The sequence below is a fragment of the Anaerolinea thermophila UNI-1 genome, from assembly GCF_000199675.1.
GTDB lineage: Bacteria > Chloroflexota > Anaerolineae > Anaerolineales > Anaerolineaceae > Anaerolinea > Anaerolinea thermophila.
This window is the reverse complement of sequence record NC_014960.1, coordinates 1,066,715-1,089,983: the sequence shown is the minus strand read 5'-3', so window position 1 is coordinate 1,089,983 and position 23,269 is coordinate 1,066,715. Positions and strand designations below refer to the sequence as shown.

Annotated in this window: 24 protein-coding genes; 10 read left to right on the top strand and 14 right to left on the bottom strand. The window is 52.1% G+C overall.

The window, feature by feature from the left end:
- Positions 1-53 precede the first annotated feature (53 nt).
- From ltaE to ANT_RS17550, 14 genes are read right to left on the bottom strand one after another with little or no spacing between them, the layout of a single operon-like run.
- Entirely contained in the window at positions 54-1,097 is a 1,044-nt protein-coding gene (gene ltaE, locus ANT_RS04900; RefSeq protein ID WP_013559406.1) for a low-specificity L-threonine aldolase, read from the bottom strand.
- The gene (locus ANT_RS04895; RefSeq protein ID WP_013559405.1) at positions 1,094-2,026 is read right to left on the bottom strand and encodes an RluA family pseudouridine synthase; all 933 of its coding nucleotides are present in this window, start codon (positions 2,024-2,026) and stop codon (positions 1,094-1,096) included. Before ANT_RS04895 ends, ltaE begins: the two co-directional genes overlap by 4 nt.
- Positions 2,027-2,497, bottom strand: a complete 471-nt coding sequence (gene lspA, locus ANT_RS04890) for a signal peptidase II (RefSeq protein ID WP_231854310.1) — start codon at positions 2,495-2,497, stop codon at positions 2,027-2,029. It abuts the gene before it with no gap.
- A complete protein-coding gene (locus tag ANT_RS16955; protein WP_013559403.1) occupies positions 2,445-2,975 on the bottom strand; it encodes a GIY-YIG nuclease family protein in 531 nt (176 codons plus the stop codon). Before ANT_RS16955 ends, lspA begins: the two co-directional genes overlap by 53 nt.
- A 49-nt stretch (positions 2,976-3,024) precedes the next feature.
- The gene (gene gltX, locus ANT_RS04880) at positions 3,025-4,518 is read right to left on the bottom strand and encodes a glutamate--tRNA ligase (protein ID WP_013559402.1); all 1,494 of its coding nucleotides are present in this window, start codon (positions 4,516-4,518) and stop codon (positions 3,025-3,027) included.
- A 21-nt stretch (positions 4,519-4,539) separates the two neighbouring features.
- Entirely contained in the window at positions 4,540-5,667 is a 1,128-nt protein-coding gene (locus ANT_RS04875) for an FtsW/RodA/SpoVE family cell cycle protein (protein ID WP_013559401.1), read from the bottom strand.
- A gap of 39 nt (positions 5,668-5,706) precedes the next feature.
- Positions 5,707-5,970 carry a cell division topological specificity factor MinE gene (minE, locus tag ANT_RS04870; RefSeq protein ID WP_013559400.1) on the bottom strand — a complete coding sequence of 88 codons (264 nt, stop codon included), beginning with the start codon at positions 5,968-5,970 and terminating at the stop codon, positions 5,707-5,709.
- 1 nt (position 5,971) lies between these two features.
- On the bottom strand, positions 5,972-6,775 hold the full coding sequence (gene minD / locus ANT_RS04865; protein ID WP_013559399.1) for a septum site-determining protein MinD: 804 nt from the start codon (positions 6,773-6,775) through the stop codon (positions 5,972-5,974).
- Positions 6,776-6,790: 15 nt separating this feature from the next.
- Positions 6,791-7,477: a septum site-determining protein MinC gene (gene minC / locus ANT_RS04860; RefSeq protein WP_013559398.1), complete on the bottom strand. Its 687-nt coding sequence runs from the start codon at positions 7,475-7,477 to the stop codon at positions 6,791-6,793.
- Positions 7,478-7,481: 4 nt separating this feature from the next.
- On the bottom strand, positions 7,482-9,584 hold the full coding sequence (mrdA, locus tag ANT_RS04855; RefSeq protein ID WP_013559397.1) for a penicillin-binding protein 2: 2,103 nt from the start codon (positions 9,582-9,584) through the stop codon (positions 7,482-7,484).
- The gene (locus tag ANT_RS17555; protein ID WP_013559396.1) at positions 9,581-10,081 is read right to left on the bottom strand and encodes a hypothetical protein; all 501 of its coding nucleotides are present in this window, start codon (positions 10,079-10,081) and stop codon (positions 9,581-9,583) included. The genes mrdA and ANT_RS17555 overlap by 4 nt, the downstream gene beginning before the upstream one ends.
- A 6-nt stretch (positions 10,082-10,087) precedes the next feature.
- A complete protein-coding gene (mreC, locus tag ANT_RS04845) occupies positions 10,088-10,930 on the bottom strand; it encodes a rod shape-determining protein MreC (protein WP_013559395.1) in 843 nt (280 codons plus the stop codon).
- A gap of 28 nt (positions 10,931-10,958) precedes the next feature.
- Positions 10,959-12,023: a rod shape-determining protein gene (locus ANT_RS04840; protein ID WP_013559394.1), complete on the bottom strand. Its 1,065-nt coding sequence runs from the start codon at positions 12,021-12,023 to the stop codon at positions 10,959-10,961.
- The gene (locus ANT_RS17550) at positions 12,013-12,240 is read right to left on the bottom strand and encodes a hypothetical protein (protein ID WP_049784822.1); all 228 of its coding nucleotides are present in this window, start codon (positions 12,238-12,240) and stop codon (positions 12,013-12,015) included. The genes ANT_RS04840 and ANT_RS17550 overlap by 11 nt, the downstream gene beginning before the upstream one ends.
- Before the next feature lie 7 nt (positions 12,241-12,247).
- Here ANT_RS17550 and ANT_RS16115 point away from each other — a divergent pair, with 7 nt between their 5' ends.
- The 10 genes from ANT_RS16115 to modA all read left to right on the top strand — a co-directional run bounded on the left by ANT_RS16115 (position 12,248) and on the right by modA (position 23,267).
- The gene (locus tag ANT_RS16115; protein ID WP_049784821.1) at positions 12,248-14,185 is read left to right on the top strand and encodes a molybdopterin-dependent oxidoreductase; all 1,938 of its coding nucleotides are present in this window, start codon (positions 12,248-12,250) and stop codon (positions 14,183-14,185) included.
- Between the two features lie 27 nt (positions 14,186-14,212).
- Complete coding sequence (locus ANT_RS04830; RefSeq protein ID WP_013559392.1) at positions 14,213-14,755, top strand: NADH-quinone oxidoreductase subunit B family protein; 543 nt, start codon at positions 14,213-14,215, stop codon at positions 14,753-14,755.
- Between the two features lie 13 nt (positions 14,756-14,768).
- Positions 14,769-16,193 (top strand): Ni/Fe hydrogenase subunit alpha, encoded by a 1,425-nt coding sequence (locus ANT_RS04825; RefSeq protein WP_013559391.1) that lies wholly within the window; start codon positions 14,769-14,771, stop codon positions 16,191-16,193.
- Between the two features lie 89 nt (positions 16,194-16,282).
- Positions 16,283-16,792 carry a hoxW protein gene (locus tag ANT_RS16110; RefSeq protein WP_013559390.1) on the top strand — a complete coding sequence of 170 codons (510 nt, stop codon included), beginning with the start codon at positions 16,283-16,285 and terminating at the stop codon, positions 16,790-16,792.
- A gap of 75 nt (positions 16,793-16,867) precedes the next feature.
- Complete coding sequence (gene prfA / locus ANT_RS04815; RefSeq protein WP_013559389.1) at positions 16,868-17,941, top strand: peptide chain release factor 1; 1,074 nt, start codon at positions 16,868-16,870, stop codon at positions 17,939-17,941.
- Complete coding sequence (gene prmC, locus ANT_RS04810; protein WP_013559388.1) at positions 17,931-18,794, top strand: peptide chain release factor N(5)-glutamine methyltransferase; 864 nt, start codon at positions 17,931-17,933, stop codon at positions 18,792-18,794. The genes prfA and prmC overlap by 11 nt, the downstream gene beginning before the upstream one ends.
- Positions 18,795-19,085: 291 nt before the next feature.
- Complete coding sequence (locus tag ANT_RS04805; RefSeq protein WP_013559387.1) at positions 19,086-19,991, top strand: ABC transporter ATP-binding protein; 906 nt, start codon at positions 19,086-19,088, stop codon at positions 19,989-19,991.
- A complete protein-coding gene (locus ANT_RS04800; RefSeq protein ID WP_013559386.1) occupies positions 19,988-21,187 on the top strand; it encodes an ABC transporter permease in 1,200 nt (399 codons plus the stop codon). The genes ANT_RS04805 and ANT_RS04800 overlap by 4 nt, the downstream gene beginning before the upstream one ends.
- A gap of 15 nt (positions 21,188-21,202) precedes the next feature.
- The gene (locus ANT_RS04795) at positions 21,203-22,435 is read left to right on the top strand and encodes an ABC transporter permease (protein WP_013559385.1); all 1,233 of its coding nucleotides are present in this window, start codon (positions 21,203-21,205) and stop codon (positions 22,433-22,435) included.
- Between the two features lie 31 nt (positions 22,436-22,466).
- The gene (gene modA / locus ANT_RS04790; protein ID WP_013559384.1) at positions 22,467-23,267 is read left to right on the top strand and encodes a molybdate ABC transporter substrate-binding protein; all 801 of its coding nucleotides are present in this window, start codon (positions 22,467-22,469) and stop codon (positions 23,265-23,267) included.
- The last annotated feature ends 2 nt before the right edge of the window (positions 23,268-23,269 follow it).

Sequence of the window (23,269 nt, the reverse complement as noted above, 5' to 3'; positions counted from 1 at the left end):
AAAACGCCCACAAGGGGAGTTTCCTTGAGGGCGTTGGCAGTTTGACGAAAAATTCACCTCAACACCTGAGCAAAGGCATGAATGGTGCGGGAAATGTCCTCGTCATTGACCCAATAGTGCGTGACCAGACGGAAACGCCTTGAATCCACCCAGTGCGATTTGATGCCAAGTTTTTCAAGTTCTTCTGCCACCTGCGGGGCATCCTGCTGGACCATGTCTCCAAGCCGCACGTACACCATGTTGGTAGCCGGTTGAGGATTTTCTACAACCAACCCTTTGACGCTACTCAACCCCTCGGCAAGCCTACGGGCGCGACGATGATCTTCTGCCAGTCGTTCAACCATTTTTTCCAGTGCCACAATCCCCGCAGCGGCAAGAATACCTGCCTGTCGCATGCCCCCGCCTAACTGCTTGCGGATGCGCCGCGCTCTGGCAATAAACTCCCGTGAACCACACAATACTGAACCTACAGGCGCACACAAGCCTTTGCTCAAACAAAAAGTCACCGAGTCGGCATCACGCACCAAATCCACTGCAAGCACCCCTAAAGCCACTGCAGCATTAAAAATGCGCGCGCCGTCCACGTGAAGTTTCAAACCTTTTTCGCGGGCAAAAGTGCCTACCGCCCGCATGTACTCCGGAGTCAACACCACCCCCCCACAACGATTATGGGTATTTTCCAGAATGATTAACCTGGTGGTAGGATAATGCGGGTCGTCTTCGCGCACAGCGTGCCTCAAATCTTCCAATCGCAGGGTACCATCGGGCTGATTTTGCAGAACAAAAGGATGTACCCCACCCAGCGCGGCAGAGCCACCCGCCTCAAACAGGTAGGTATGGGAAAGATGCCCAACAATCATCTCATCGCCACGCCCACAATGGGTCAGAATGGCTGTCAAATTGCCCATCGTTCCCGAAGGAACGAACAATCCGGCTTCCTTGCCCATCTTTTCGGCGGCAAGTTCCTCGAGGCGATTAACCGTGGGGTCTTCTCCCATGACATCGTCACCCACTTCCGCCTGTGCCATCGCCTGGCGCATTTCGGGAGTGGGATGTGTGACTGTGTCGGAACGTAAGTCAATGAAATGGTTAATCATGTGGTTGTCCTTCCACGCAAGACTTGTAAAACCTGTTCCAATTCTGATGGTAGAGGGGCTTCAAAAGTGCGCGGAGACGACTCTCCGGGCAATTGAATGGTCAGACGATAAGCGTGCAGAAAATGGCGGTTTAATGATACGGTGGCATGCTTGTGCCCATAGATGAGATCGCCTGCTACCGGACAGCCAATGAATGCCAGATGGACGCGAATCTGATGCGTACGCCCGGTCAGCGGATGCACTTCCAAAAGCGTATGAGAAGGAAAAACTTCGCGGGTGAAATACTCGCTCACCGCCTCGCGTCCTTTTTCAGGTGGCACCACCGCCATACGCTGTCGATTTTTGGGGTCACGGCCAATGGGCGCTTCAATACGACCTGTTGGCGTAGGGGGGCGACCATCCACCAGCGCCAGATACGTTTTCTGCACCTTTCGCAAGCGGAACTGATCCTGTAACCAGCGATGAGCACGGTCATTTTTTGCCAGCAAAATTAAGCCAGAGGTGTCCTTATCCAGACGATGCACGACCCCCGGGCGTTCCTCCCCATGGATGCCTTCCAGTTCGGGAATATGCGCCAGCGCTGCATGTACCAACGTGCCGCGATCGTGCCCTGCCGAAGGATGCACCACCATCCCGGCTGGCTTGTTCACCAGCAATAAATCCTGATTTTCGAAGATGACTTCCAGTGGGATAGGCTCAGGTTCAAGAGACGTAGGCTGCGGGGGCGGAATGCGAATCTCCACTTCCTTGCCCGCCTCCACCAGAAAGCCTGTTTTCTGAACAGTTTTTCCAGAGACCCGTACAAAACCGTCTCGAATCAGTCCCTGAATTTGGGAACGGCTGAGTTCGGGAAAGTGCGCTACCAGAAACTTGTCCAGGCGCCCTTCCTGATGAGGTTCGCAAGTGAAAACAAAGACCTGATCTTGCATTTACTCAACAGCCGAATTTTGGGGTGGAATTTCCTGGGATTCCTGAGCCCTGCGACGTTCGCGGCGTTCCTGCAGATACACCCCCAGTAAAAGGATGATCACTCCAATGGTAATGCTGGAATCGGCAATGTTAAAGACCGGAAAAGTACCGACCGAGATAAAATCCGTGACAAATCCCTGCTTCAAGCGGTCAATCATGTTACCCAGTGCCCCGCCCAACTGCAGGCTCATGGCAAGGCGCAGACTCCAGTCCTGATCGGGCACCCGGGGATAGTACAACACGATGAATACAGCAACCAGTATGGCTAAAAAGATGAACCAATCCCCTTTGCCCTGGAACAATCCAAAAGCCACCCCCGTGTTATACCAGTTAACGAAGCGGGCATAGGGCATGAGCCAGTCCCAGGGTGCCCACATCTCACCCGGCGCCAGATGAGCCCGCACCAGGGCTTTCGTCCATTGATCCAGCAATATCACCGCTCCAGAAACCAGAAGGAGCATCCAGTAGTTGCGCAAGAGTTTCTTCAACGATCTTCCTCCAAGCGTGATGCCCTCCCATTGTACCAAAAAACACCCAATGCGCGGGACAATGTTGCCTGCAATCACTGGCACCAAAGCCCGGTATAGGCACACTTGCCTGCGGGTGAGCAATGAGTGCTTGCGCCCATTGACATTCGGCGCGCACTTCCACCTGCCAGCCTGCCCCCAACAGGTTCAGATGGGGTTTTAACCAGTCCAGATGCCAGTGAGGATGTTCGGGAAGACGCAAATGATAGGACAAACGCGCACACAAGCCCCCTCTTGTCCAGGCACTGCCAGTATAGAAATAAATCCCTTCAGGCAAAAATGCAGAAGCAAAGCGTCCAATGCGGTACTCCCCTGATGCTCTCAGGTGATATGCCAGAAAATATGTGCCTGGTTCTTCTGGAAAAGGGTTTGCTGGAATCATTCCTTCATCATCCAGATAGATAAAAAGAGAGCGGGGATCCCCGCTCTTTTTATACCATTGCCTCCAGCAATTCAATGGCGCGGCGCACCCGCTTGAGACAGGTTTCCCGCCCGATAATCTCCATGCTTTCAAACAGCGGGGGACTGACGGTTTGCCCGGTCACTGCGACCCGCAAAATGCCAAAGACCTGCCCGGCAGAAAGCCCTAATTCCTCGACCAGCGCCCGCATGGGCGGCTCAGCGACTTCCGGCGAGACCTCGGGTAAGCCCTCCAGCACTGCCAGACTGCGCCGGGCAACCTGCACCGCTTCGGCAGGGGTCAATCCTTTGGGAACCAGCGCGGCAGGGTCGGGTTCGACTTCATCCTTGAAGAAAAAGCCCGCCATTGACACAACATCATCCAGCGTAGTCAGGCGCGGTTGAATGAGCGGCGCAATGTGGAGCAATTTTTCATCATCCACCGCATACCCCGCCGAGACCAGGAAGGGTTTCACCCGCTGAGCCAGGTCAGGCAGAGAGAGGTGGCGGATATGCAAACCATTGAAGTGATCCAGTTTGGTGAAATTAATTGCCGCCGGAGAGGGATTCAGACCTTCCAGAGAGAATTTTTCAATCAGGTCGGGCATAGTGAAAAATTCTGTATGATCGTCGTAGCTCCAACCCATCAGGGCAATCCAGTTCACCACGGCTTCGGGCAGGTACCCCAGGTCTTTAAAATCGGTCACAAAAATGGAATAACCGTCCTTCATCAAGTCAGCGGCTTCGCGCTTGCTCATCTTACCCTTGCCACTGGGTTTGAGGAACACGGACAGGTGAATAAACTCCGGTTCCTGCCAGCCAAACGCGCGGATGATGAGCGCATGCAGGGGGAAGGTTGGCAACCATTCCGCACCACGGAAGACATGGGTGATCTTCATTAGATGGTCGTCCACCATTGCGGCAAGATGATACAGCGCCAGTCCATCAGACTTGACAATCACATAATCATCAATCAAACGATTTTCCACGGTAATCTCACCGCGGAGAAGGTCTCTCACCACCGTCACCCCTTCGCGGGGCGTCTTGAAACGAATCACATGACGCTCGCCGCGGGCAACCCGCCGTGCGGCTTCATCGGGGTCAATATGACGGCAGGTGCCATCATAGTGGGGTTGTTCTTTGCGGGCTTGCTGTTCCTGACGCACCTTTTCGAGGCGCTCCGGGGTGCAAAAACAGTAATACGCGTGCCCGCTCTCCACCAGTTGACGAGCGTAATGCAGGTAAATTTCTTTGCGCTCGCTCTGGCGGTAAGGGCCATAGGGTCCCCCTACATCGGGACCTTCGTCCCACTGCAGTCCCAGCCAGTGCATGCCGTCAATCAATTCCTGCTCGGCAGTAGGCACATATCGTTTCTGGTCTGTATCTTCAATTCTGAGGATGAATTGTCCCCCGGTTTTTCGCGCCAGCAAGTAGTTGTAGAGCGCTGTTCGCCCACTCCCCAGATGCATTCGCCCCGTAGGAGATGGAGCAAACCGCACACGCACAGGTTTACTGTAATCGGTCATTCCCTCGCTCCAATGATCGAATTAGAATTCCAGCACTTTGTGGCGGCTGACAACGCTTTCCACCAAACCAATGCCGAAGGCTAATGATAACATGGAACTGCCCCCGTAACTGATAAATGGCAGGGTCAAACCCGTCACCGGGATAACATTCAGATTTACCCCAATATTCACAGCCATCTGGAAGAATAGCAGCACACCAAAGCCGTAGGCAATCAAAGCACCAAATGGGTCAGCGGCAATAGCAGCGGCACGGAAACAGCGAATGATCACAAAAACCAGAAGCAAAATAATGACCACCGTGCCCACAAAGCCAAATTCCGCCGCCATTGCAGAGAAGATGAAATCGGTATGACGCACTTTGAGGAAACGTAACTGTACCTGAGTGCTGTGACCGTAACCGCTCCCGAACAACCCACCTGACCCAATACTGATCAGGGCTTGCTGGACGTTAAAAATATTCCCATGCCGGGAATTGGGGTCAGGAAAGAGAAAGTCCACAATACGTTTTAACTGATAGTCCTCAATAAAAGGAATCTTTTGCCCGCTAAACAGCATCAGGATAATTACCAGCAATAGAACAATACTCACCCCAAGCAAAATCCACAAGTATTTGACCGGTAAGCCGCTTACCCAAAGCATGGAAAACCAGATGACCATGATTACGATGGAAGTGGAGAGATTTGGTTGCAACAAAATCCAGATGACCACCCCAAACGTGAGCAGAAAACTCTGAAAAATCCAGCGCAAATCCTTCTTGCGGTCACGGGTACGGGCAAAGAAATCTGCCAGCACAATAATCATGATAATTTTGGCCAGTTCAGATGGCTGAATCAAAATTAAGCCCGTATCCAGCCAGCGTGCTGAGCCAAAAAACGCCGTTCCAAAAACAAAAATAATTAACAGCGAGACAATGGCTCCAATATAAAGCACCTGAGAGAGCGCAGAAAAATAACGGTAATCCAGAGACGCCATGAACAGGATAACGACAAACCCGATGATGACGTAAATGGTCTGGCGCTGAACCAGTTCTGCCAGCACTTCATTCCCGGCAATGGCAGAACGAATCATGGCAATGCCAAAGACAGAAAGAATGACTACCGCACCAAGAAGCCAGTAGTCAAAGTGCTTCCATGTCTCACGTTGAATCATACAAATTACCTTTAAGCAATTTCACAGGAAGACTCTTGTCTAGCGCTTGCGGGTGGCAGGCTTGAGGGGAATATCCGCGAGGAGGCGATGTTCGCGTCCTTCCTGAGACATGGTGATATGCACCCGGGCTGGATCAATGGCAATATAGCGTTCAATCACCGCCAATAAATCATTCTTAAGTTGTTCCATCTGTGCCGGAGACAAATCGGTGCGGTCATTGATTAAGACCAGTTTGAGACGCTCTTTAGCCTGATCGGCGCTTTTGTTTCGTTGCCCCATAAGCCAGTCCAGCCACCCTGCCATATCAACTGCCTCCCGAACGCATCATCCTTGCCAGTTTGCTGAAGAAATCCTGTTTGTCATCCAGTTTCATCAAAGGAACATCTTCCCCGTTCAAGCGCCGGGCTATATTGTGAAAGGCTTCTCCGGCGCGCGTTTTTCCGTTGAGGGCAATGGGTTGTCCACGGTTGGTACTGATGACCACATTCTCATCCTCCGGGACGATTCCCAGCAAATCGATTGCCAGCAGTTCCAGAACATCCTCTGGAGAAAGCATCTCGTTGCGTTTCACCATAGCAGGATTAACGCGGTTAAGAATCAACCTCGCAGGTCCTTTTTCTTCGGCTTCCACCAAACCAATCACCCGATCGGCATCCCGCACAGCAGAGACCTCGGGGTTAGTGACCACCACCACCTGATCTGCCGGAGCAATGGCATTGCGAAAACCACGCTCAATGCCTGCGGGGGAATCGATGCAAATGTAATCGAAATCCGAGCGCAATTCATCGCACAAACGCACCATATCAGAGGGGGAAAGCGCATTTTTATCCCGGGTTTGTGCTGCCGGAATCAAGTAAAGTTCAGGCAAACGCTTATCGCGAATCATTGCCTGACGCAGACGACAGCGCCCTTCCACTACATCCACCACATCGTACACAATGCGATTTTCCAACCCCAACACCAGATCCAGATTACGCAATCCAATATCGCCATCAATGCAAACCACTTTCTTGCCCAGCAGTGCCAGGGCAACCGCCACATTCGCGGTTGTGGTTGTCTTGCCCACACCACCTTTTCCGGAAGTAAAAGTAATCACACTCGCTGTCATCCGTCTGATGCTCCCTTATTTTTTCGATTTCCAGGTTTCAACAATGGCTCGCCCTTCTTCCATGCGCACCATTTGCGGTTCCGGCTTACCCTTTCGAGGCGGCAAAGTCAGAGGATAACCGGCTATACGCAAACTGGTTGGCTCTAATTCTAACGCACAAATGATGGCCTGTTCATTCCCATCCATCCCAGCATGTACACTGCCTTTAAGTTTTCCCCAAACCAGAATATTTCCTCCCGCCAGCACCTCACCACCGGGGTTCACATCCCCAAAGATGACAATATGCCCGTGATGGGACACCTTAAAGCCAGAACGCACCGTGCGCTGAACAAAGATGGCATTTTCCCCTTGAATATGGCTTTCCAATGGGCGGATAGTGCGCTCAGGTCGTGGTATCGACAGGCGGGTAGCCAACCCCAAGGCTTGAGCATTTTGCTCAGTTACCGGAGAACGGCTGATCACTGCATAGAGCGTTATGCCCCATTCCGAAAATTGGTCCCGGAGAGCACCCAAATCGGCGGCATGCACCAGTTGATCGCCCACATCCAGGGCTACCCGCGCGCCTTTCAGAAAGCCCAAGCGCTCTTCCATGGTTTGCAAAAGCGCAGGCCGGAGTTCTTGCCAGGTGCCTTCTGCCAGAGTGATGAGCAACCCATCCCGCACACCTTTGATGGTTACCGCCTGAGGCTTCCGTGTGACCATGCCTTCATTTCCCCGCATCAATCGACTTCAACTCAAAGTAGCCCTCCAGCACCTTACGCACAATGGGCGCGGCTACACTTGCACCCTCGCCACCATTATACACGAAAGCCACCACAGCAATTTCCGGGTCGTCATAGGGAGCGTAACCAAAATACCATGAATGGGTGGGCCAACTTCCCCGGATGCAAAGTCCCTGCTGATTGGCGATATTATCACAATACTCAGCCGTGCCGGTTTTTCCGGCAGAGTTCTGCACCGGGCTATCGGCAAATACATTCTTTGCCGTACCTTCGGTCACCACCAGCCGCATGGCATCTTTCGCCAGGGAAACAACCCAAGGCTGCACGGTCTTTCGCTCGCCAGTGAGCAGGTTGTTCTCATCGTACACACGTATCACCGGGTCTTTGGTGATGTCCCACTTTAAACGCGGCTCGAAGGGCTTAACGACATTTCCCTCTGCATCCAAAATTTCACGAATCAACGTGGGTTGCATGTATTTGCCATCATTGGCAAGGATGGCGGCAGAAACCAGTACCTGAAGCGGAGTTGAAAGCACATATCCCTGTCCCATCGAAGCAATATAGGTATCACCTGTAGTCCAGGACTCGCCCTGGGTACGGCGTTTCCAGTCTGGGTCGGGAATCAAACCATTGGCTTCACCAGGCAGCTCGATACCCGTAGGCGAGCCATACCCCAAGGCACGGGAATACTCAGCAAGGCGCCAGATCCCTAAACCCGAAACGCCATCCGGCGCATACCCACCGCCAATTTTATAGAAATACACGTCACAGGAAAGCGCAACCCCTCTCAGCCAGTTGACATTACCATGACCATTCTCGTCATAACACACGTAATCAAAGGGTGTTCCGGGAGAGTTTGGCAAAGCCTTTTGAATGATGGTGATTTTTCCGGGATCGTTGAGTTCCTTTTCCGGCGTAATCACCCCCTCGTTCAACGCCCCAACTGCCGTAGGCAATTTGAACACCGAGCCGGGAGGATACTCCGCCGAAATGGCATGATTAAAGAGCGGTTTATTCGGGTCTGCCAGCAACTGGCGGTAATAGTACTCCGGGATAAAACGCGCCATGCGGTTGTTTTCATAAGAAGGATAGGATACCAGCGCCAGAATTTCTCCCGTTTTGGGATTCATGGCAATCACCACCCCGCTGGAAGAACGGATTTTATTCAGTCGACGGTTCCAGTAGTCAATCGTCCCGGTCAGGGCTTCCTGCGCCACACTTTGCAAGCGGGTATCCAGTGTTAAACGAATGGTGTTACCGGGAACAGGTTCAATGGGCGGTTCGAGATTGCGCAGTTCTTTCCCGGCGCCATCCACTTCCACAACACGCTTACCATTGCGCCCTGCCAGGATATCCTGCATGGTGGCTTCGATACCGGCATACCCTACCTTATCCCGACCAGAGACCAGCCCTTTTTCTTCGTAATATGCCTGTTGACCGGCAGGAACAGGTCCAAGAAACCCAATGACCGTGGCAGTTAATGAGCCGGTAGGATAATCACGGACGGGTTCGGTCTCGATACCCACACCCGGCAGATCGGCAGAGCGGGCACGAATGACCATCGCTGTCTCGGCAGGTACGTTGCAGGCAACCCGCATAGGCTGATAAGGGGCATTGGTGTCGGCGATATACACAATCTGGGCAATTCCCAAATCGGTTTGACAGGGCGAGAAGGCTTTCACGGTTTCTTCATTGATGACGCCCTGACTGACAGGAATCCCCACCAGTTCTGATAATTTGCGATACACTTCCTGCACGCGGTCATCCAGTGCAGTATTAAGCGCATCCGGATCGCCGCCTGCGGTAGGATCACCAGGAAGATATGCTGGGGTAATGGTCACATGATACGCCGGAACGTTGCGCGCCAGGACAAAGCCATTCCGATCCATAATGAGCCCACGCTGAGTGGGAACGCTGATTTCAGAGCGGCGATTTTCATCGGCACGGGCGGCAAAATCAGCCCCCTGAACGATTTGATATTCGAACAACTTGTAAATATAAAATCCTACGATCAGAATAGCCAGCGCATAAACCACCGCCAGCCGTGATCGCTCCAAACCCTCATGATGAATGGATGGGAAACTCATACCTCCACCTCTTCCGGGTACACAGAACGAGTAAGATCTATCGTCAAAGCATAAACAGGTAGAGCCAGCAAAACATTCAAAAACACTGCCGGTAAAATGACCAGATCGATGCTCTCCACAATTGAAATGGGCACTTCCTGGGCTTGAAGTGCCAGCATCTGCATCCCCAGCATCACCACCGAGCCGCTCAAGGTGGTGAGGAGCATCGCCAGCACAGGAGTTTGCCACACCTGACGCTTGAGGAAACGCGCAAGAGCAACCGTTCCCACATAGCCAAACACCGGAATAAACCAGGGAACAGCAGAAACCAGTCCCATCAAAATTCCCGCCATCACTGCCCATTCATAAATCGTGGAAATGCGCTCTTGAAGAGCAAGCGCCGCCAACACCAGAAGCACCAAATCGGCAGTACCGTGCAGTAATGGGATATTGCTGACCACGACACTCTGAAAAATGGTCAGAAGAATGACAATGGGAAGCCCCAAAAGTATGCCCATATTTCCTCAGGGTGCAGAAGGCTGTAGTGGTGAAAGATTTACAGGAGCAAAGTTGGTAATCACCAGCACTGTGCGCAGTGTACGAAAGTCCACCGCGGGTTGAACCACAGCGGTTTGGAACAACGTGGTTTCCTGCTGACGCAGGGCGGCAATCTGCCCTACCAGAATGTTCTCCGGGTAGTTCCCTCCCAAACCAGAGGTCAAGACCACATCGCCCACTTTGAGGGTGGCTTCCTGAGGAAGCATTTCCAGAGTAAGTTCGCCGGTGAGCGAACCGCTCAGAATGGCTTCTACCTCACTACTGGCAATTTTCACATTGACCGCAGCACCGGGATCGGTGATTAACTGCACGCGGGCACCGTTGGCAATCACCGCGTCAATTCTGCCCACCAAGCCCTCAGCCGTAACCACCGGCATACCACGGCGCAAGCCATCATCCGAGCCTTTGTCGATGAAAACATACTGGAGAAACGGGCTGGGATCACGCCCAATGACCGAAGCCCCAACAAACCGGTCCCCTGGGCGAGAGCGAGCAAAATCCAGCAAAGCACTGGTGGTCTGGGCTCTGCTCAATTCCTGCTGCAATTCAATGACCTGACTGCGCAAACGGGCATTTTCTTCCTCCAGGGCAGCCACCTGCTGGCGAAGCGCCGCCATTTCCTGCGGCGAACTGACCAGTTCGTAAAACGCCAGATAACGGGTCATCAACCAGCGCTGAGCGGCAATCCACGGCGTCGAGGCAAGGCGCACCATAGGATTGAGATATCCCCCGAGTGCCAGGAAAAGCAACCCCGCCACAATCAAAAAGATGACGCCTGTGCGCCAGAACCGTTCTAAAAAGCCGGTCATTCTAAATAGGTATCAACGTACTTCCTAATTACGCTCGGGAACCGTTCCGTTCTACTGGAGCAAGGTAGTTGCGATAACGATCCAAGTTTTCCAGCACAATGCCGGCGCCCCGAGCCACACAGGTCATCGGATCCTCGGCAACCCATACACGTAATCCCAACTCTTCACTCAACCACTCCGATAACCCCTGTAAGAGCGCTCCACCGCCAGCCAGACACACTCCGGTTTCAATAAGATCTGCCACGATTTCAGGCGGCGCTTCATCAAGCGCATCCTTAATCGTATCTACAATGACCTGTAATGAACCAGAAATCGCCTCACGAATTTCCACCGACGACACTTCCAGAGACTCAGGCAACCCGCTGATGAGATTGCGCCCTCGAACCACCATGGTCTTTTCCTGCGGCAGAGGGTAGGCAGAGCCAATTTGAATCTTGACCTGTTCTGCCATGCGCTCACCAATAAACAGGTTGTACTTGTTACGAATGTACTGAATAATGTCCTGATCCAGTTCATCTCCGGCTACACGCAGAGAGCGCGAAACCACAATCTCTCCCATGGAGATAATGGCGACTTCCGTTGTGCCACCGCCAATATCTACAATCATCGTGCCACGCACTTCTGAGACGGGCAAACCCGCACCCAGGGCTGCAGCACGCGGCTCTTCCACTAAGTACACCTCTCGCGCTCCAGCCGCAGAGGCGGCATCCAGCACTGCACGGCGCTCCACTTCGGTTGCACCCGAAGGAATCCCAATGACAACACGAGGACTGGGCGCAGGCACAATCGATTGCTGATGCGCTTTGCTGATAAAGTACTCCAACATGGCGCGGGTTATTTCAAACTCAGAAACCACACCATCCCGCAAAGGACGCACAGCAATGACATTTGCGGGGGTACGCCCCACCATTTCCTTGGCGCGCAATCCTACCTCCAGCGGACGACGGGTAGGCTTTTCTATCGTCACCCATGAGGGTTCATTAATCACAATACCTTTCCCGCGAACATGCACCAAGGTGTTCGCTGTCCCCAGATCAATGCCAATATCCAGGGAGAATAAACCTAACAACCATCGAAATGGATCAAACGCCAAAGGTTTGCCGCTCCTGTTCTTTACCCAAAAATCTTAAAAACACTCCTCGATTGAGGATTATACCATTATTCATCCCCTGCATTTTCAAAGATTCTTGTTGCTTTGCAAGCGCACTCGTGATGAATGTCACTTGTCCTTCCCTCACTCCAAAACTAGAATGGGAAAGAAGGCTTTCTCTACCAATCACCAAAAGAACTCTTATTTCCCCGGGAGACATCTTTTCTATGGTTACCTTGACAATAGATGGCAGAACTGTTGAAGTTCCTGAAGGCACTACGGTACTGCGTGCTGCAGAAAAGGCGGGAATCAAAATTCCTACCCTCTGTGATCACCCCCACTTACAGCCCTTTGGCGGTTGCCGTGTATGCGTGGTAGAAGTGGAAGGACTACGCACCCTGCAACCTTCCTGTACATTGCCGGTAAGCCAAAATATGGTGGTGCGCACCAACACACCTAAAGTACTTGCCGCGCGCAAGTTCGTGTTAACCCTTATCTTTAGCGACCGCAACCATTTTTGCCCTTACTGCCAGGTTTCTGGAGGCGACTGCGAACTTCAGAACACTGCGCTGGACATGGGCATGACCCACTGGGATTACCAGCCTGCCTGGAAACCCTATCCGGTGGATGCTTCTCATCCCAATCTGGTCATTGACCATAACCGTTGCATCCTCTGTCGGCGTTGCGTGCGTGCGTGCGGTGAACTGGTAGGCAACTACACCCTGGGCATCGAAGAACGCGGCGCCAACAGCATGTTGATTGCCGATACCGGGGTGCCGTTCGGCGAAAGCACCTGCATCTCCTGTGGTACCTGCTCGCAGGTCTGCCCCACCGGCGCGATCATTGACCGCCGCAGTGCTTATCAGGGTCTGGAGAAAAAGACTGAAAGCACTCGAACCGTCTGCGTGCAGTGTTCGGTGGGATGTGGTGTGGAAGTACTCACCCGCGATAATCGCATGGTACGTATCCTTGGCGATTGGGATGCTACGGTCAACGGTGGCGTGATTTGCAAGCTGGGACGCTTTGACCCGCTGGATGATACACGTGAACGCGTTAAGACCCCAATGGTACGCAAAGATGGCAAACTGCAGCCCGCTTCCTGGGATGAGGCTCTCGAGGTAATTGCAAAAACCCTCAAAGCCCACCAGGGCAAAGGCATCGCGGCGCTGGTCTCTCCGCGTCTGCCTGCCGAAGCCATGACCGCCTTCAAATCTCTTTTCAAAGAGGGCTTACATGCCGAGATGGTTACCAGCATGAATGGCAGTGGTATGGCTTCCCGGCTTGCTGCTGAAGCCGGTGTGCATGAAAACACCTTAGACGTCCTTCACTGCGCCGATTGTGTGGTCACCGTTGGGCTGGATTTGTACAGCGACCATCAGGTGCTGGGCTTTTTCATCAAGCGGCGACTGAACACCTCCACTGCGCTGGTAGTCATGGATAGCCGCGAGAATCGCTTTGCGGAATACGCCCGTATCGCCCTGAAGCCTGCCGCTGGGAAAGAGGCTTTTGCCTTGCAAGCATTGGCGGCGGCGATTCGGGAAGGACACAATGGGACTTCCGGCAAATTTGGTGAACTGGCAAGCAAAGCCGGCCTTTCTGAAGCCGAGATTGCCAAAGTTGCCGATTTGATTCGCAAATCCGGAACCACCGTCTTCGTGTACGGGGAAGGACTGGACGAAAATGGTGCCAAAGCCTTACTGGAAGTTGTTCAGCAGGCGGGTGACAATACCAAACTGGTGAGTGCCAAAGGTGCGGCAAACAGCCTGTTCGCCGGGCAATTAGGGCTTTCTAACTCCTTCAATCCCAAGGGCTGCCCCACAGTATTTGTCGCACTGGGCGATGATGAACCATCCAACGCTCTGATTCAGCAACTGGAAGGCACAGAATTCCTGGCAGTGGCGGCGAGCCATGTATCCCGTCTGACGGCAATGGCAGATGTGGTCTTGCCGGTAGAGATGTGGGCAGAGCAGGAAGGCACCTACATTAACCTTGAAGGACGAGTCCAGAAAGCGCACGCTGCTTTACGCCCTACCGAATGGGTACGCTCGAGCACCGAGGCAATCATGGCACTGGGGAAACTGCTCGATGTGCCGGTGAGCACCGATTGGCAAAAAGCATTCCAGAATCATCCCTCACCTGTTACGCTGATTGGTGAACCTGCTTAATGATGGTTTATCAGAAGGAGTGAGAAAATGGCAAAACCTAAGATTGCTTCCGATTGGATGGCAGGATGCGCAGGCTGTCACATGTCTTTACTGGACATTGACGAGCGCATCTTACAAATTGCCGAATTAGTGGATATCCGCGCCACCCCCATTACCGACCTGAAAGAACCGGATGAAAGCGGCGTGGATGTAGGTATTTTAGAGGGCGGCATCAACAATACTGCCAACGAAGAAGTTGCCCATAAGATGCGCAAGCGTTGCAAGATCCTGGTTGCCCTGGGCGATTGTGCGGTTTTTGGCGGTGTACCCGCCATGCGCAACTTCTTCAAACTGGATGAGGTTCTGAAACGCGCTTACATTGAAACCGAGAGCACCGACGAGGAAGGCAAAATCCCCGACGACCCGGAACTGGCAAAGATGACAAAAGTGCGCGCAGTTCACGAAGTGGTGCCCGTGGATGTGTTCGTTCCCGGCTGCCCGCCTGATCCAGACGTAATCTTCTACGTCCTCAGTGAACTGGCGCAGGGACGCATTCCTGAATTGAAAGATGAAAAACTCCACTGGCATTAGTGAGGAGGGAATAATGGTAGCACAAAAAATCACCATCGAGCCGGTAACCCGCATCGAAGGACACGCCAAGGTGACCATTCACCTGGACGAAGCAGGAAAAGTCCGGCGGGCTTACATGCATGTGAACGAATTCCGCGGTTTCGAAAAATTCTGCGAAGGCAGAATGGTGTTCGAAATGCCGTATATCACCCCGCGCATTTGCGGCATCTGCCCGGTCAGCCATCACCTGGCAGCCTCCAAAGCCGCAGATATTGTGCTGGGTTGTCCCCCTCCCCGCCCTGCTTCTCTGCTGAGAGAACTGATGCACATGGGACAAATTGTGCAGAGCCATGGCATGCACTTTTTTGAACTGGCTGGTCCCGATTTACTGCTTGGCTTTGATGCCGACCCCGCCATCCGCAACGTGATTGGCGTGGCACAGATGAACACCGAACTGGCAGTACGCGCCGTCCAACTGCGCAAATGGGGGCAGTCTATCATTGCCATACTGGGCGGCAAACGGGTGCACCCGAACTTCTCGGTACCGGGTGGGGTAAACAAAGCCCTTTCACCAGCCGAACGGGATGAAATCCTTGCCGGACTGGATGAATCCATCGCCACTATTCAGACGGGGATTCAAATCATCCGCGATTGGGCAGAAGCCAATATGGAAGACATTCGCAAATTCGCCGTCTTCCCCACTGGCTATCTGGGCTTAATCACCCCCGAAAACGGGCTGGAACTGTACGATGGCGAAATTCGCCTCATTGGACAGGATGGCGTGCAACTGGAACGCTTCAGTGCCCAGCATTACCTGGATTACATTGCCGAGCATGTCGAATCCTGGTCCTACTTGAAATTCCCCTACTATAAGAAATTGGGCTGGCCCAATGGCGTTTACCGCGTGGGACCGCTGGGACGTTTGAATATTGCCGAGAAAATTGACACCCCGCTGGCAAATCAAGAATTCAAGCGCTTCAAAGCGCTCAATCCAGGCAAGCCGGTAGAAAATACATTGTACTATCACTATGCCCGCATGATTGAATGCCTGTTTGCCGCCGAACGGGTACGCTTCCTCCTGGATGACCCCGATATTCTCAGCACCGATATTCTCAACACCCGCAAGGAAGTCAAAGGCGAAGGCGTAGGCGTGATTGAAGCGCCGCGCGGTACGTTACTGCATCATTACTGGACCGACCAGAACGGACAAATCAAGAAGGTAAACCTGATTGTCTCCACCGGACATAACAACTGGGCAATGAGCGAAGCCGTGGATCAGGTCGCCAAGACCTACATCACCGGTCCGGTTACTGAAGGAATGCTCAACCGCGTCGAGGCGGCTATCCGCGCCTACGATCCATGTCTGTCCTGCTCCACCCACGCCATCGGGCAAATGCCCATCGTGCTGGATGTGGTAGATGCAGAGGGCAATGTGGTGCAAACCCTCCGCCGCGATTAGCGATATCTCACGTCCATGACATCCTTCCCTGCAAATCCATGCAGGGAAGGATGCTTTTTCATCCAACCCATCGGGTATAATTCCCTTCCGTGAAAACACTGGTGATTGGATATGGAAATATCGACCGTCAGGATGACGGCGTTGCCTGGCATTTCCTACGCGCACTGGCAGAGCATCTGGGCTACACCCTGCCGGAATATCCTGAAGAGAATCCGGTATTGAGTACACCTGCGCTGGACATGCACTTTTATCTTCAACTGATGCCTGAAATGGCAGAGTGGATGGCAGATTTCTCCCGCATCGTGTTTGTAGATGCGCACACCGGCAGTGTTCCGGAAGAAATTCATCTGGAAGAGGTTCAACCGGTATTCCAATCTTCGCCTCTCACTCATCACCTGACTCCCGCCGCCTGTCTTTCGCTGGTTTATGCATTGTATGGGCAACAGCCCCGTGCCGTCCTCCTCTCCCTGCGAGGGTATGCCTTTGGCTTTGATCGCACGCTTTCCCCCCAAACCGACAGCCTGCTCTCCAAAGCGTTGCAGGTATTGGAAACCTGGCTCCATCAAACTGCTGAAGACAATTCTTTTTCCGAGCCCTAAAGCCCTGACGCTCTGCGGTCTGGTATAATATTCCCCTTGGGTAAACAACCCTCTAAAGGATAATTACGAACGGTTATGCTGGAAAAACTGATTGCAATTGAAAGCCGATTTGAAGAATTAAACCGCCTTCTGGAAGAAAACGCGGGTGATTACCAAAAGGTTATCGAACTTTCCAAAGAACGCGCCGATTTAGAACCGATTGTGGAAAAAGCGCAGGAATACCGCACGGTATTGAAACAAATCGAAGAAGCGCGCACTTTACTGGAAAGCGGCGATGAGGAATTGCGCGAACTTGCCGAAGCCGATCTGGAAACGCTTGAGCCGCGGCAGGAAGTGCTGGAGAAAGAGTTGAAAACCCTGCTGATTCCCAAAGACCCGCGCGACGAGCGCAACGTCATTGTGGAAATCCGCGCTGGTACCGGCGGCGAGGAAGCAGCATTGTTTGCCGGCGACCTGTTCCGCATGTACAGCCGGTACGCTGAAAAACGCGGCTGGAGCGTGGAAATTATCTCGCAAAACGAAACCGGGATTGGCGGGTACAAAGAAATCATCTTCATGGTGAAGGGCAAAGGGGCATACTCCCGCCTGAAGTACGAATCGGGAGTGCATCGGGTACAGCGTATTCCGGTCACCGAGTCCTCTGGGCGTATCCACACCTCCACAGCGACGGTTGCCGTGCTGGCAGAAGTGGATGAGGTAGATATCAACATTCCCGACTCGGATCTTGAAATCGAAGTGTACCGCTCGGCAGGCGCAGGGGGGCAGAACGTCCAGAAGAACTCCACTGCGGTGCGCATCACCCACCTGCCCACCGGCATTGTGGTTGCCTGTCAGGACGAGCGCTCGCAACTGCAAAACAAACTGCGCGCGATGAGCATTTTGCGCGCCAAACTTTACGAAATTGAAGAGCAAAAACGCCAGCAGGAACTGGACGCTACCCGCCGTTCTCAGGTAGGCACAGGTGAGCGCGCCGAGAAGATCCGCACCTACAACTTCCCGCAATCGCGTGTCACCGATCATCGCATCGGCATTTCCTCTTATAACCTGCCCGCCGTGCTGGACGGCGAGATTGACCTGTTCATTGACGAACTTGCCCTGCGCAGCGAGACGGAACGTCTGGCAACTGGTGCTGACGAGGATGAAGAATAGCCCAACGCTGGGAGCATGGCTCCAGCAGGCCCGGGAGACTTTCGCACAACAATCCGATACCGCCGGCATCGAAGTACAGGTGCTGGCGGCACATGTTTTAAAGCGCCCGCGCGCCTGGATTGCTGCCCATCCTGAGACACTCCTTTCCGATGAGCAAGCAAGCCATCTGAACACTTTGCTTGGCCGTCTGCTGGAAGGTGTTCCTCTTCCTTACTTAACCGGCAAACAGGAATTTTTCGGGCTGGAATTTGAGGTTTCCCCGGCAGTGCTGATTCCCCGCCCCGAAACCGAAACTCTGGTAGAAGCCGCTCTTCAATGGCTGAAACGCTTTCCTGAGCGCAATCGAGTAGCGGATGTGGGCACGGGTTCAGGATGTATTGCTGTTTCCATTGCTTACCATATGCCGAATGTACGGGTGCTGGCAACCGATTTCTCCCACGAAGCCCTGAAAGTGGCACAAAGAAATGTCAACAGGCATGGGGTGTCTGACCGGGTGCAATTGATTCAGTGCGATTTGCTCTCGGCATGCGCGGGAATGTTTGATCTGGTTTGCGCAAACCTGCCCTACATCCCCACCTCAGCCCTTGACGAAACCCCGCCTGCCCGCTTTGAGCCGATTGCGGCACTGGATGGTGGAGAATCGGGATGGGAAAAAATTAAAGCCCTCTTACAGGATGCTCCACGCTGGCTTGTCCCCGGTGGGTGTATCTTGCTGGAAATCCAATGGGATCAGGGGCAAACTGTTTCTGAGATTGCCCGCGGCATTTTCCCCGCCGCCGAAATTCAAATTTTACAAGACCTGGCGCATCTGGATCGGGTCGTTCTCATTCAAACCACCCGTGAAAAACATTAAAATCCAGAGAGTTCTTATCTTATTTTTAATCTTTTTTCAGACACCCTTAACCTTCATCCGGTATCTTAAGAGTGCATTCTCCTCTTGAGTTCTCCTATGCGGGAATGAGTGGCAGCATTCTCTCACAGGGGAATTCAATTTTTAAACCTGTTTAGATTTTGTCAAAAAAACCTACCCCTTACCTTCTTTCCTTCCTGTCCTGTTGTTATAATTCATCTGGATAAAGCCATTTTCCCTTTCATTCCTGGTTATTGACCTTAAGGCATTCATTTGAAAGAAGGTTATCTCACCATGGCAACCATTCAGGCTCATGAAATTGTCAAGCGGTTTGGCAACCAAACTGCGGTCAATCAAGTCACGTTTAACGTAGAAGCCGGAGAAATTTTCGGTCTGCTGGGTCCTAACGGCGCCGGCAAAACCACGACCATCCGCATCATTCTGGATATCTTCAAACCCGACAGCGGCTCGGTGGAAGTGCTGGGCGGAACAATGACTGAGGACAAGAAAAACCGCATTGGCTATTTACCGGAAGAACGGGGGTTGTATCAGGACATTTCCCTGGAAATGTGCCTGAATTATCTGGTGCGATTAAAAGGATTGAAACCTTCCTACGCCGCCAATCGGGTCAGTGAATTAATGAAGCAGTTTGACCTGTATGATCACCGCAAGAAAAAAGTGAAAGAACTGAGCAAAGGCATGCAACAGAAAGCTCAGTTGATTGCCACCCTGGCACATGAACCTGACCTGATTATTGTGGACGAACCTTTCAGCGGGCTGGACCCGGTCAACACTCAGATGGTGAAAGACCTGCTGCGTCAGGAACGCGAGAAGGGCAAAACCATCGTCATGTGTACCCATCAGATGCACCAGGTTGAGGAACTGTGCGACCGTCTGGTGCTGATCAATCATGGCAAGGTGATGTTATACGGCAAAATCAACGAAATTCGCCGTAATTACGCATCCCATGAGGTTATCATTCATCCGCTTAACGACCTGCCCGCGTCTCTGCCTGGCGTGGTACAGGTGGAACCTGTCAACTCTGGTTATCTGTTACATTTAGAGCGTAACTCGAGCCCCCAGGAAATTTTGAAGTATCTGGTAGAAACAGGCGTGGCTCTGGAGAAATTCGAAATTGCCATGCCTACGCTGGATGAGATTTTCATTCAGGTAGTTACTGCCCAAGAGGAAAAAGCATGAGCAAGGTATGGATTGTCTTTTTTCACGAATATCTGCGACACGTTAAAACAAAGCGATTTCTCTTTGGGCTGCTATCTCTTCCATTGACGATTCTATTGACGAGCATCATTGCCGTCGGAGCAATCGTGGTGACCACCGATCTCCGTCCTGTTGGGGCTGTGGATCAATCCGGTTTATTTCAGAATGCCCAGCCCTATTCCGAGAAAAAGGAAGATCCTCTCTCTGTAGAGGTGCTACCTTTTCCCAATGAAGAAACGGCTCGAAAAGCATTGGATTCGGGCGAAATTCAAGGATACTATGTTATTCAGCCTGACTATCTCGCCACTGGAAAAGTCCGCGCAGTTTCGCAGACAGGGCTGGATAAGAGTGCCAATGATGCGTTTTCAAAATTCCTGCTGACTCACCTGCTGAAAAATGAAGATCCGCTTGTTCGGGAACGTATGCTTGAAGGCTCACAGGTGTCCTTAAAATCTCCGACGGAAGAAAATAAATACAGTACCCGCACACCGTTTGAACCTTTTGCAGTGCTGATCCTGGGAATGATTTTCTTCTTTGCCATCAACATAATCGGAAACTACCTGCTTCGGGCGCTGGTGGATGAGAAAGAAAACCGCACCATGGAAATCATCCTCACTTCCCTTTCCACCGATCAGTTCATGATTGGGAAAATCCTTGGGAACTTGAGCGTGGGAATGACACAAATATTTTTCTGGTTTGCCATTCCCATCCTGATGGGAGTTTTTGCCCTGACGAGAATCCCTCTACTACGGACAATCAATATTGACCTCACGCCGTTCTGGCTCATGATGCTTCTGGCATTTCCCGCCTTCATTATGGTCGCAGCTTTGATGACCCTGGCGGGCGCTACTGCCACTGAGTCCCGCGAGGCACAGCAGATTGCCAGTCTGTTCAGCCTGCCCTTCATGATTCCCTTCTATTTTTTGCAGATTTTCCTGGAACACCCCGACAGTCCGCTCTCGATTGGTCTTTCTCTTTTTCCATTTACTTCTTTGATAGGGCTTCCATTGCGTGCGCTTGCCACCAGTATCCCAACCTGGCAAAGCGTGCTTGCAATTGGACTGATGGTATTGAGTGCTGTGGGATCGATTTGGCTGGCTAGCCGCGCTTTCCGCCTGAGCATGCTGAGGTATGGGAAGAAACTCAGCCTTCTGGAAATTTTCCGCTCTCGTGCGTGAGATAAGGTTGTAGAGATGAAGAAAATCTGGATTGTCTTAAAGCACGAAGTTAATACTTTACTTCACAACCGTTCATTTTTGCTCGGCGTGTTCCTGCTACCTTTACTGGGTTTTATCGTCCTGTTTGTCGTCGGCTTACTGCAAAGAAACCCCACGCTCACCGGAGATACGGGAACGTTGCCTGCCAACGTGGAAATTGATACCAAGGGCTTGGTAGATTACAGTGGAATCGTTCGGGAGATTCCTCAAAACCTGAAAAACACTGTGAAGAAATTCGATGGAGAAGAAAGTGCTTTACAAGCCCTCAAATCAGGGGAGATTTCGGCTTTCTTTGTGATTCATCGGGATTATTTGAAAAACGGGAAAGTGGACTTCTTTGCCAAAAACATCAATGCCTTCTCAGACTCGATTAATCACGATCCGGTAGATTGGCTCATCCAGTACAATCTGTTTAAGGATCGTCCCGAACTGCTCCAACGCGTCCACGATCCCTTTAATCTTCAGGAAGAGACACTGGCATCAAAGAAAACCCAACGGGATGAAGACGACCCGCTTGCCTTTGCCGTTCCCTACGGGGTTACTATGATTTTCTACGTCCTTATTTTTGGGACATCCTCGCTGATGCTGAGCAATATTGCTACCGAAAAGCAAAATCGAGTGGTAGAAATTCTGTTAACTTCTGTCACTCCTACCCAGATGATGGTTGGCAAAATGCTGGGCCTGGGCATCATGGGGTTGTTTCAAACACTCATCTGGCTGATTGCGGCGCGCCTGTTACTTCCGTTGGGCGGGCGTTCTATCTCTATCCTTCAGGGGGTGCAAATTCCGCCCGAAATTTTGGGGTGGGGTATTCTCTACTTTTTACTGGGATATGCCATCTATGCCAGCATGATGGCATGGATCGGCGCACTGGCGCCTAACCTGAGAGAGGCATCGCAGGTTACCTTCATTGTAGCCATCCCGCTGATTATCCCTCTCATGTTCCACAATGCGCTGATTTTCCGCCCCGATTCGACTATCTCTGTCATTTTCAGTCTGATCCCGCTTACTTCTCCGGTTGCCATGATGACTCGTCTGGCGGCGACTACAGTCCCTTTCTGGCAGTTAGCGCTGGCGGCCGTTCTACAAGCACTGACGGCCTGGCTGGTGCTTCGCATTGCCGCAGGAATGTTCCGGGCGCAAAACCTGCTTTCGGGGCAAGCCTTCAATCTGAAAGTGTTCTTCAAAGCCCTTTTAGAAAAAGCCTGAACGTGTTACGGATTCTGAGGAAAATGAAAGCATGATGAATCTTCATCGCACTGTTCCCTTGATTCTGGCATTCCTGCTGATCATGACTGCTTGTGCGCCTCAGCAGAGCGCCACACCGTCTTCTGGACTTGTCATTATGGCCGCCACCTCGTTAAGTGAGTGTATGAAAACCTTTGAGTCAGAGTATCAAAAAACCAACCCGGATATGCGGCTTTCTTTCAGTTTTGCACCGTCTCAACAACTGGCGCAACAAATCCTGCACGGCGCGACTGTGGATCTCTTTCTCAGCGCAGATGACAAGTCTATTCAAGCACTTGTCGAAAAAGGAATGATTACCCCTGAAAACTCCGGGCAATTTATCGCCAACCGACTGCTGGTCATTGCCAATCCCCACTCACCTGTTGTGCGCCTGCTGGATTTAAGCAAACCCGGGGTCAAAATTGCGCTTGCCAGTGAAGAGTCCCCGGCGGGAAAATACACCAGGCAATTGCTGGACAAACTTACTGTCCAGGGTAATCTGGGGGAGAACTATAAAGAAAAGGTGCTGCAAAATGTGGTCTCTTATGAGGGTACTGTTCGCTCTGTAGTGACAAAAGTTGAATTGGGCGAAGCCGACGCAGGCATCGTGTATCAGAGCGATGTTTATCCTTCTTCCATCGGTAAAGTCCGCCAAATCCTCATCCCCGACTCTCTCAACATCACGGCTGTGTACTATTACGGCATTCTGAACACAACTCCCCGGCAGGAAGAAGCCAGGAAGTTTATGGAATTGCTCCTTTCCGAAAAAGGGCAAAATATCTTTCAGGGTTGTGGCTTCCTGCCCATTCAATAAAC